Consider the following 9,073-nt stretch of genomic DNA (forward strand, 5'->3'; position numbering starts at 1 on the left):
ACGCTGAACCCTGTGGTAGCGGGCTTGCCCGCGAAGAGGCCAGCACATTCAACCTCCATGTCGCCTGACCCGCCGCCTTCGCGGGCAGCCTCGCTCCCATAGGATCCGATGCGTTCGTTCATCATCAAAAATCCAACCGAACTCAAGACAAAACGCCAGGGTCAACCCTTTGACTGCCCTGCCTTGAGACCGGAGATTGATGATGAACCAATACCCAAAACCGCCCTTCCCCAAACAACAGCAGCCTGTACCCGGCTCTCAACGCAAGATGGAGCCGTATCCAGACTGCGGCGAACAGAGCTACAAAGGCTCGGGGCGGCTGGCCGGCAAGATCGCCCTGATTACCGGCGGCGACAGCGGTATTGGCCGCGCGGTAGCCATTGCCTTCGCCCGTGAAGGGGCTGATGTGGCGGTCGCGTACCTCGATGAGCAGGAAGACGCAGAGGAAACCGCGCGCTGGGTTGAACAAGCCGGCCGGCAATGTCTGTTGTTGCCCGGAGACTTGGCGCACAAGGTCCATTGCCGGGCACTGGTGGAAAAAACCGACATGCCCAACCCCACCCTGCTCGCCTACGCCACCACCAAGGGCGCCATCGCCAACTTCACCGCTGGCTTGGCGCAGATGCTGGGACCGAAGAATATCCGGGTCAACAGCGTGGCACCGGGGCCGATCTGGACACCACTGATCGTCTCGACCATGCCGGAAGAAAAGGTGCAGAACTTTGGCGGCAACACGCCTCTCGGCCGCCCTGGCCAGCCAGTGGAAGTGGCACCGATCTACGTGTTGCTGGCTTCGGATGAGGGCAGTTACATCACCGGCCAGCGCTTTGGCGTCACCGGTGGCAAACCAATCCTCTAGCCCTGCGATCCTGAAAAATTGAACCCGTCGACGCTGGCGAGGCTCAACATTTCATAGGCCGGCCTTTCACTGGCGAGTCCTTGGATACCTGGAGGTCGTCATGTCCGTTCCTATCGTCAAGCGGTCATGAGCTTCATTGCCTGGGTCGCGGTGCTGGGAGCGGTGCTGCTGGCGCTGGCACTGACCTCGTCATACCTGCGCTGGATGCCGGTCACCACCTCGGCGGTCTGCCTGGCGCTGGGCGTCGCCATTGGCCCGGCCGGACTGGGCTGGCTGGGGCTGGACGTCAAGGACGCAGCATTCTGGATGGAGCACTTGACCGAGGTCGCAGTGCTTTTTTCGTTGTTCGTCTGCGGGCTCAAACTGCGCCTGCCACTCAAGGACCGCAAGTAGCGAATCGCCTTTGCCTTGATCGCGCTGGCTTACGTCGCGGCGGAATCGGTTCACGGGTACGGGTTCCTGTCAGTGTTTGCCGCGGGTTTAGGCCTGCGTCGAGCCGAAGTCACCACCGCAGGCGATTCCCCGACACCCGCCGAGCATCTGGTTCAACCGGTGGTGGGCCATCAGAACGTGGAGCCCGACGCCGCGGTCCATGGCGATGTGTCGAACCTTGAGGACAAACAGGTCGCCGCCGGGATCATGATGAGTGACATGTTGTCCTTTGGCGGCCTGGTCGAACGGGCGATGGAAGTCTTCCTGGTGACCCTGCTCGGAGTCGTACTGGTGGGGCATTGGGACTGGAGAGCGCTGGGCGTTGCCCTGGTGCTTTTCTGCGTGATTCGGCCCCTGATTATCGGGTTCGCGCCATGGGGTAGTCTGCTGGACCGCTCTCAACGCTGGCTGATCGGCTGGTTCGGCATTCGCGGCATCGGCAGTTTCTACTACCTGTTCTATGCCTTGAATCACGACCTCGCGCCGTCGATGGCCACCTTGTGCACCAATCTCACGCTGTCCTTGGTCGCCCTGAGCATTTTGTTGCACGGCATCAGCACCCAGCCGATCCTCGCCCACTATGAACGGCGAAAGAAGCCATCCCAATGATCCCGTAACCGCCATACAGCGGTTGGCGTGATTACTTCATGGCCGAGGCGATGGTATTCACCAGATTCGGTTGGGTGAAGGGTTTCGACAGGCGCGGCAGCCCGGCAGCAGAACCCTCCAGGCGCTCGGCGTAGCCGGTGGCTAGAATGATCGGAATATCGGGTTTCAACGTGCGAAGCGCTTCGGCCAGTTGCGCGCCATTCATGTGTGGCATGGCCATGTCGGTGATCACAAGATCGATGGCTGGATTTTCCTTGAACAATTGAAGCCCCTGCCCACCGGATATCGCCGGGATCACCCGGTGACCGAGGTCTTCAAGGAGCAGGCAGGTACTGGTCAGCACCAGACTGTCGTCATCCACCACCAACACACACAATCGATCGATTTGCGGTGCAGTGGGCGACTCGACAGCCGGGGCAGACACCGCACCATCCGCTGCAATGGGTAACCAGAGCTCTGCCGTGGTGCCCTGGTTTTTCCAGCTCTTGAGTACGAACTGTCCGCCCAGTTGCTCGATAAAGCCATGAACCATCGACAAACCCAGGCCAGTGCCTTTGCCAAGCCCCTTGGTGGTGAAGAACGGGTCCATTGCCGATGACAGCGTGGCTTCATCCATGCCCTCCCCGGTGTCGGTGACACTCAGGCATACATAATGCCCGGCAGCGGGAGAAATCCGTTTTTCATCGATGACTTCTTCAGCTCGGGTGCTGATGACGATTTTTCCGCCATCGGGCATGGCGTCACGGGCGTTTGTGACCAGATTGAGGATGGCCAGTTCAAGCTGATTGACGTCGGCCATGACGGCCTCGGGGTGCGCTGGAAAATTCATCTCCAGTTCCACTGAAGGCCCCAGCGAGCTGCGCAGAAGCCCGGAGATGCCTTGCACCAGGGCAGGTATCTCGACAGGTTCGGACTTGAGTTCCTGGCGTCTGGCGAAGGCCAGCATGCGCTGGGTCAGGGAGACACCGCGCTGCGCACCCTGGGTGGCGTTATCCAGTAACCGGATGATCTTTGGCTCATCGGCCACGCGTTTGCGCATGATCTCCAGATTGCCAAGGATGACCGTGAGCAAATTATTGAAGTCGTGGGCAATCCCGCCGCTGAGCTTGCCGATGGCCTGCATTTTTTGCGCCTGGAACAAGGCCTCGCGGGCTTGCTCAAGGGCCTGTTGTGCCTGGGTCGCTTCGGTGATGTCGCGGGTAATCTTGGCGAAACCGAGCAAGGTTCCGGTTTCGCCCCAGATCGGATCGACCACGACGTGGGCCATGAAGCGTGTACCGTCCTTGCGCACGCGCCAGCCCTTGTTTTCGAATCGTCCCTCAGTCGTTGCGATACTCAGCGTTCTGAGTGGCAAGCCTGCCTCGCGGTCTTCGGGCGTATAAAAAATCGAAAAGTGCTGACCAATCACCTCTTCCGGCGCATAGCCCTTGATGCGCTGCGCGCCCAGGTTCCAGTTAGTCACCTGGCCACGGGGGTCGAGCATATAGATGGCGTAGTCGGTGACACTTTGCACCAGCAAGCGGAACTGCTGCTCGCTTTGCTTGAGGGTTTCTTCAGCCATTTTACGATCGGTGAGGTCTCGGGTGATCTTGGCAAACCCCAACAACTTGCCCGTCGGATCGAGAATCGGATCGATCACCACGTGGCACCAGAAATGCGTGCCATCCTTGCGTACGCGCCAGCCCTCGCCTTCGAAACGCCCTTCGCGAATCGCTGTGTCCAGCGCCTTTTGCGGCAACCCGGCGCGACGGTCTTCATCGGTATAAAAGCGCGAGAAATGCTCGCCGAGAATCTCGGCTTCCTCATACCCCTTGAAGCGCCTGGCGCCAGCGTTCCAGCTGGTGATGATGCCTTCGGGGTCAATCATGTAGATCGCGTAGTCAATCACCGCATCGATCAACAAGCGCAGTCGCTTGTCCTCGAGACCGTCGACATTGCTTCGATCTTCGTTCATTGAACCCTCACATCCGTTTTTGTTATGTCTTGAGTATGCGACAAACCGCCAATTTCGACAGCCGGAAACGATGTAACGGGCTAGTGCGGCTCAATCGCCCACCAGCGCGGCAACAATTGTTTGACCTTGCTTTCGCCAAAACGGTCATCGATCAACATCACCACACCTTGGTCCTGCTGGGTGCGAATGACCCGGCCAGCGGCCTGTACCACCTTCTGCACACCGGGAAACAGATAGGTGTAGTCGTAACCGGCGCCGAAAATCGCGGCCATACGCCGTTTCAACTGCTCGTTGACCGGATTGAGCTGTGCCAGCCCGAGGGTCGCTATGAATGCGCCGATCAAACGCGCACCGGGAAGATCAATGCCCTCGCCAAACGCCCCGCCCAGCACCGCAAAACCGACACCCTCGCCGTTTTCGGAAAATTGATCGAGAAACTCCTGACGCTGTTCCTCACCCATGCCTCGGGACTGCGACCACAGCTTGATCTGCGGATGCAAATCGGCCATCAACTGCGCCACTTGTTGCAAGTAATCGAAGCTGCTGAAAAAGGCCAGGTAGTTACCGGGACGCTCGCTGAACTGTTTAGCGATCAGTTCCACTATCGGGGCCAGGGACGCCTGACGATGGACAAATCGCGTAGAGATCCGGTTAACGATGTGCACTTGCAGTTGGTTGGCGTGAAACGGTGATTCAACATCAATACACACCGTACTCGCCGGTGTTCCCAGCAAGTCGGCGTAATAATGCCGAGGGCTGAGTGTCGCCGAGAACAGCACGGTGCTGCGTGCCGTCGTCAGGCGCGGCCCAATGAATCCAGCAGGCACCACATTGCGCAGGCATAGCCGGGAGAGGTTGCGCTTGCGCTCAAGGTCGCGCTTGCTGATATCGAACAGGTACTGTTCATCGAAGCATTCGGCGACCCGGCAGAACTGCAGCATCTCGAAATAGAAGCTCTGAAGTGCGCTGTCCAACCCCTGCGGGTGATCATTCAAGTAGTCGCCGATGCTGGCATTGCACGACGACAGTGCCTGAAGCAGTTTTTCCGGCGCTTTGTCGTAAGCCTGGTACGCGCCCAATTGCTGGCCATGCAGGGCGTTCCATTCGCGGTTGACCCGTTGCAAGGGTTTCGTCAGCACGTCAGGCGCGTTTTTTCGCACCTCGTTGAGGGTCGCTTGATCGAGGCTGGCGCTGTACATCTGTCGGCCACGCTCCACCAGGTTATGGGCTTCGTCCACCAGAACCGCGACTTTCCACTGGTTGGCCTGGCAAAGCCCGAACAACAAGGCGCTGAAATCGAAGTAATAGTTGTAGTCAGCCACCACCACGTCGGCCCAACGGGCCATTTCCTGGCTCAAGTAATACGGGCAGACATCGTGCGCCAGGGCGACCTCGCGCAACGCACTCTGATCCAGCTGACTCAACTGGCTTGCGGCCTGCCGGGCGGCGGGCAAGCGATCGTAAAACCCCCGGGCCAGCGGGCAGGATTCGCCGTGGCAGGCTTTGTCCGGGTGCTCACACGCCTTGTCCCGGGCGATCATCTCCAGAACACGCAAGGGCGGCGCATCGGCACTGCGTGAAATCACCCGGGCGGCGTCCAGGGCCAGTTTGCGTCCAGGGGTTTTCGCAGTGAGGAAGAACACCTTGTCCAATTGCTGCGGCGCCAGGGCCTTGAGCATCGGAAACAAGGTGCCAACGGTCTTGCCGATCCCGGTCGGCGCCTGGGCCATCAGGCACCGGCCGGTACTGACCGCCTTGAACACCGACTCGGCCAGATGGCGCTGGCCGGGCCTGAAATCGGCATGGGGAAACTTCAACTGCTGTGCTGCGCCATTACGCGCTTCGCGATGGGCCATTTCCTGTTCGGCCCAGTGCAGGAACACCGTGCACTGCTGTTCGAAGAACAGCCGCAGTTGTGTGACGCTGAAGGACTCCACCAGACAGGTTTCCTTCTCGCTGACGATGTCGAAGTACACCAGCGCCAGATTGATCTGCTCAAGCTCAAGCTTCTGACACATCAACCAGCCGTAGATTTTTGCCTGGGCCCAGTGCAATTGACGGTGGTTGGCCGGTTGCTTGCTCAGGTCGCCACGGTAGGTTTTGACTTCTTCCAGGCAGTTCTGCGCCGGATCGTAACCGTCCGCCCTGCCCCTGATCTTCAGGCTCTGGAACAGCCCTTCGAGCGCGACTTCGCTCTGGTAACCCTCGCTGCGTCGGGAGGCCACCGTGCGATGGCCGACGATTCCCTCCAGCGCAGTCGGAGACGGCGTGAAGCGCAGGTCCAGATCGCCAACCTTGGCGGTGAACTCACACAGCGCACGCACGGCAATGCTGTAGCTCAAGCGTCTTGCTCCGCCCATTGCACGTAGCAAACCGCGATGGGCATGCGATGTTCATGGCAGAACTCCAGCCAACGGACCTGGTTATCCTGCAGGCGATCGCCCGGCCCCTTGACCTCGATCATGCGGTAGGTCTTCTGTTGCGGCCAGAACTGGATCAGGTCCGGCATGCCGGCGCGATTGGCCTTGATGTCCAGAAGCAGTCGATTGAACCAGTGCTTGAGATGCTCGGCGGGCAGGCATTCCAGGGCCTGTGTCAGCAGCTCCTCGCTGAGCACGCCCCAGAACACGAATGGCGATTGCACACCCCACTTCTCGGCATAGCGCTCACGGATGGTTTGCTGATAACGCCCGTCGTCGAGTTCAGACAGGCAAGCGCGGAATAGGTCCACCCGACGCTCATGAAAATCCTCATTGAGCAGGTCCACCGGCCCCCGCTGGAAGGGATGGAAAAAGGCTCCGGGCAGCGGCGCAAAAATCGCCGGCCAGCACAATAGGCCGAACAACGAGTTGATCAGCGTGTTCTCGACGTAATGGACCGGCGCCGATTCTTCACCCAGGTGTGCCTGAACGTAATGCTCCACCGACAACGCAAGGTCGGTCCTGGGCAATTGCAGGTCCAGGCGCAGCATTTCCCGTGGGGGTGGACGCTTGATCGCCGGCCCGCCCAGCTTGCGACGCAGCCTGGGCAGTACCCGTAGCAACTGCTGTTGCTCGGCGGCATTTTCTGGCGCTTGTTCGGCCTGGCTGGCCAGTTCCAGCGCCAATTCAAACTCAGCGCAACGCTCCAGCACGCGAATCAACCGCAGCCGCGCGCCGGGGTACTTGCATTGGCGATACAGGTCCAGCGCGCCGGAGAAATCGGCGATGCGCTCGCAATGCTGGGCAATCTGGAACAGCAGTTTGTCGCGACGCCTTTGCAGCCAGGGATTGCTCAGGGTCAACCCATTGATCTGTGCGACAACGTCGGTGATTGCCTCACCCGCCTCGAAAAGCTGCTGGCATTGGTAGAGGAACATACAGGCGTCCACGTCCTCTTGGCTTTGTAAGCCCCGTGAGTCGGCGCAAATCTCGACTTTTTCATAGGTAAAGATGCCGAGATCCGCCAGCACAAAGTCGGTCCAATCCTGGTAAAGATTGCCGAAAAACATCAAGCGCAAGCGGTCGCACAAGCCCATGATGGTCAGAGAAAGCAAGCGGTCGTCCAGCCCCGGATGCCAGTCACAGAAATTGCGCCTCTCGGGGAACTGCTCACTCAATAACGGCAGCCAATCGGTCTTTTTCCCCTTGGGCTGATCGATCGCAGAACCAAGGCATTGGAGAATCTCGGCCTTTAGCAATACGTCGAACAGCGTCTCGACCGACAAGGGCACCAGTTCATCAATCCAACCCAACGCCAGCAACGATTCGGCGGCGCTGGCGATATCGCCGATCTCGGCGTAATGCAGTTTGCTGACCCTGAAATGAATGCCCTTGCGCATAACCATTCGGACCAGCAATGCCTGTGACGCCTGGGGCAAGCCCTTGAAGTCGCGAATGAACTGATGTTCCTCGACGCTCAACACATCGGCATAACGATGTTCAAGCCAATCAAGCACTTGCCTGAAGTTGTTCAAGTAATAGAGCGGATCGTCGAGGGGGTTTGCAGTCACGAGGGAAAAGGCCATGGCAAGCGAATACTGGTTATGCGTACAGATACCAGTAATGGCCTTGTGGGTGCAATTGGAAAAGGATAAGTGGCGGCGCTGGCAGGGAATTTTTTCCGCCCATAGAACTTTCCGCCAATCCGTGGCACCAACCGCGTAACAGGTGCTGTCGTGCGCGACAGCCGTTACGTTTTCAAGTTTGAGAGGTGGTTATGAATATCAAGACTCTGGGTTTGCCCTTGGCGGCAATGGCTTTGCTGGCCCTCGCCGGTTGCTCGACACCCACGGTTGTCACCTTGCAGAACGGAACCCAGTATTTGACCAAGGACATGCCGAAAACCAAGACCAAGGACGGTTTCTTCGAGTTCGAGGATATTTCCGGGGCCAAGGTGAAGGTCAAGGCTGACGACGTCAGCACGATTCGTCAGGAAGACTGAGGCATCGGGACATCCTGTCCCGAAGACCTGAGCAATGATTCAGCTACCGGTACGAATCTTGTTCCACAGCCGGGTACGAATGCGGTCGATATTCAGCGGCATCGCTTCCAGAGCGAACAATTTGCCCATCATTTCCGGGCTCGGGTAAACCTTGGTGTCGTTCTTGATGGCCGGGTCGATCAGGCTGTCCGCCTGCTCGTTACCATTGGCGTAGTGCACGTAGTTGCTGATGCTGGCCATCACGTCCGGACGCAGCAGGTAATTCATGAAGTCGTAACCGGCCTTCTCGTCCGGGGCATCGACGGGCATGGCGACCATGTCAAACCAGATGGCAGCGCCCTCCTTGGGAATCGAATAGCCGATGTCGATGCCGTTCTTCGCTTCCCTGGCGCGGTTCTCCGCTTGCAGGATGTCGCCAGAGAAGCCGACCGCCACGCAGATATCGCCATTGGCCAGGTCGCTGGTGTATTTGGATGAGTGAAAGTAGCTGACATAAGGGCGAACCTTCATCAGCAATGCTTCAGCCTTTTTGTAGTCTTGCGGATCTTTGCTGTGATGCGGCAGGCCTAGGTAGTTAAGCGCAGCAGGCAACAATTCCGGACCGTTGTCGAGGATAGCCACGCCGCATTTTTTCAGCTTTTGCATGTTTTCCGGCTTGAAGATCAAGTCCCAGGAATCCACCGGTGCGTTGTCACCCAACACTGCTTTGACTTTGGCAATGTTGTAGCCGATCCCGGTGCTGCCCCACAGATACGGGAAGCCGTGTTCGTTGCCCGGATCGTTGGTCTGCAAAGCCT

At 58.7% G+C, this 9,073-nt stretch carries 6 protein-coding genes and 1 pseudogene; 3 read left to right on the plus strand and 4 right to left on the minus strand.

Going from position 1 to position 9,073, the window contains the following annotated elements; genetic code table 11:
• Positions 1-202: 202 nt before the first annotated feature.
• Positions 203-859: an SDR family oxidoreductase gene (locus ACRESJ_RS20995; protein ID WP_431759616.1), complete on the plus strand. Its 657-nt coding sequence runs from the start codon at positions 203-205 to the stop codon at positions 857-859.
• A gap of 126 nt (positions 860-985) precedes the next feature.
• Positions 986-1,900: pseudogene (locus tag ACRESJ_RS21000) on the plus strand (cation:proton antiporter).
• Between the two features lie 31 nt (positions 1,901-1,931).
• Here the strand turns inward: ACRESJ_RS21000 and ACRESJ_RS21005 are convergent.
• The 3 genes from ACRESJ_RS21005 to ACRESJ_RS21015 all read right to left on the minus strand — a co-directional run bounded on the left by ACRESJ_RS21005 (position 1,932) and on the right by ACRESJ_RS21015 (position 7,860).
• Complete coding sequence (locus ACRESJ_RS21005) at positions 1,932-3,854, minus strand: PAS domain S-box protein (RefSeq protein WP_431759617.1); 1,923 nt, start codon at positions 3,852-3,854, stop codon at positions 1,932-1,934.
• A gap of 80 nt (positions 3,855-3,934) precedes the next feature.
• Complete coding sequence (locus ACRESJ_RS21010; RefSeq protein WP_431759618.1) at positions 3,935-6,196, minus strand: ATP-dependent DNA helicase; 2,262 nt, start codon at positions 6,194-6,196, stop codon at positions 3,935-3,937.
• Complete coding sequence (locus ACRESJ_RS21015; RefSeq protein WP_431759619.1) at positions 6,193-7,860, minus strand: VRR-NUC domain-containing protein; 1,668 nt, start codon at positions 7,858-7,860, stop codon at positions 6,193-6,195. Before ACRESJ_RS21015 ends, ACRESJ_RS21010 begins: the two co-directional genes overlap by 4 nt.
• A gap of 191 nt (positions 7,861-8,051) precedes the next feature.
• Here ACRESJ_RS21015 and ACRESJ_RS21020 point away from each other — a divergent pair, with 191 nt between their 5' ends.
• A complete protein-coding gene (locus ACRESJ_RS21020; RefSeq protein WP_431759620.1) occupies positions 8,052-8,276 on the plus strand; it encodes a YgdI/YgdR family lipoprotein in 225 nt (74 codons plus the stop codon).
• 39 nt (positions 8,277-8,315) lie between these two features.
• On the opposite strand, the gene ACRESJ_RS21025 is transcribed toward ACRESJ_RS21020, so the two are convergent.
• On the minus strand, positions 8,316-9,073 hold a 758-nt coding region (locus ACRESJ_RS21025; RefSeq protein WP_431759621.1), incomplete at its 5' end, for an extracellular solute-binding protein.

The sequence above is a fragment of the Pseudomonas sp. genome (assembly GCF_050739655.1).
GTDB lineage: Bacteria > Pseudomonadota > Gammaproteobacteria > Pseudomonadales > Pseudomonadaceae > Aquipseudomonas.

What these genes read in the sequence shown, in the direction of transcription:
- ACRESJ_RS20995 (WP_431759616.1), top strand. Translation starts at nt 203, where the DNA reads ATGAACCAATACCCAAAACCGCCCTTCCCCAAACAACAGCAGCCTGTA.
- ACRESJ_RS21005 (WP_431759617.1), bottom strand. Translation starts at nt 3,854, where the DNA reads ATGAACGAAGATCGAAGCAATGTCGACGGTCTCGAGGACAAGCGACTG.
- ACRESJ_RS21020 (WP_431759620.1), top strand. Translation starts at nt 8,052, where the DNA reads ATGAATATCAAGACTCTGGGTTTGCCCTTGGCGGCAATGGCTTTGCTG.
- ACRESJ_RS21015 (WP_431759619.1), bottom strand. Translation starts at nt 7,860, where the DNA reads ATGGCCTTTTCCCTCGTGACTGCAAACCCCCTCGACGATCCGCTCTAT.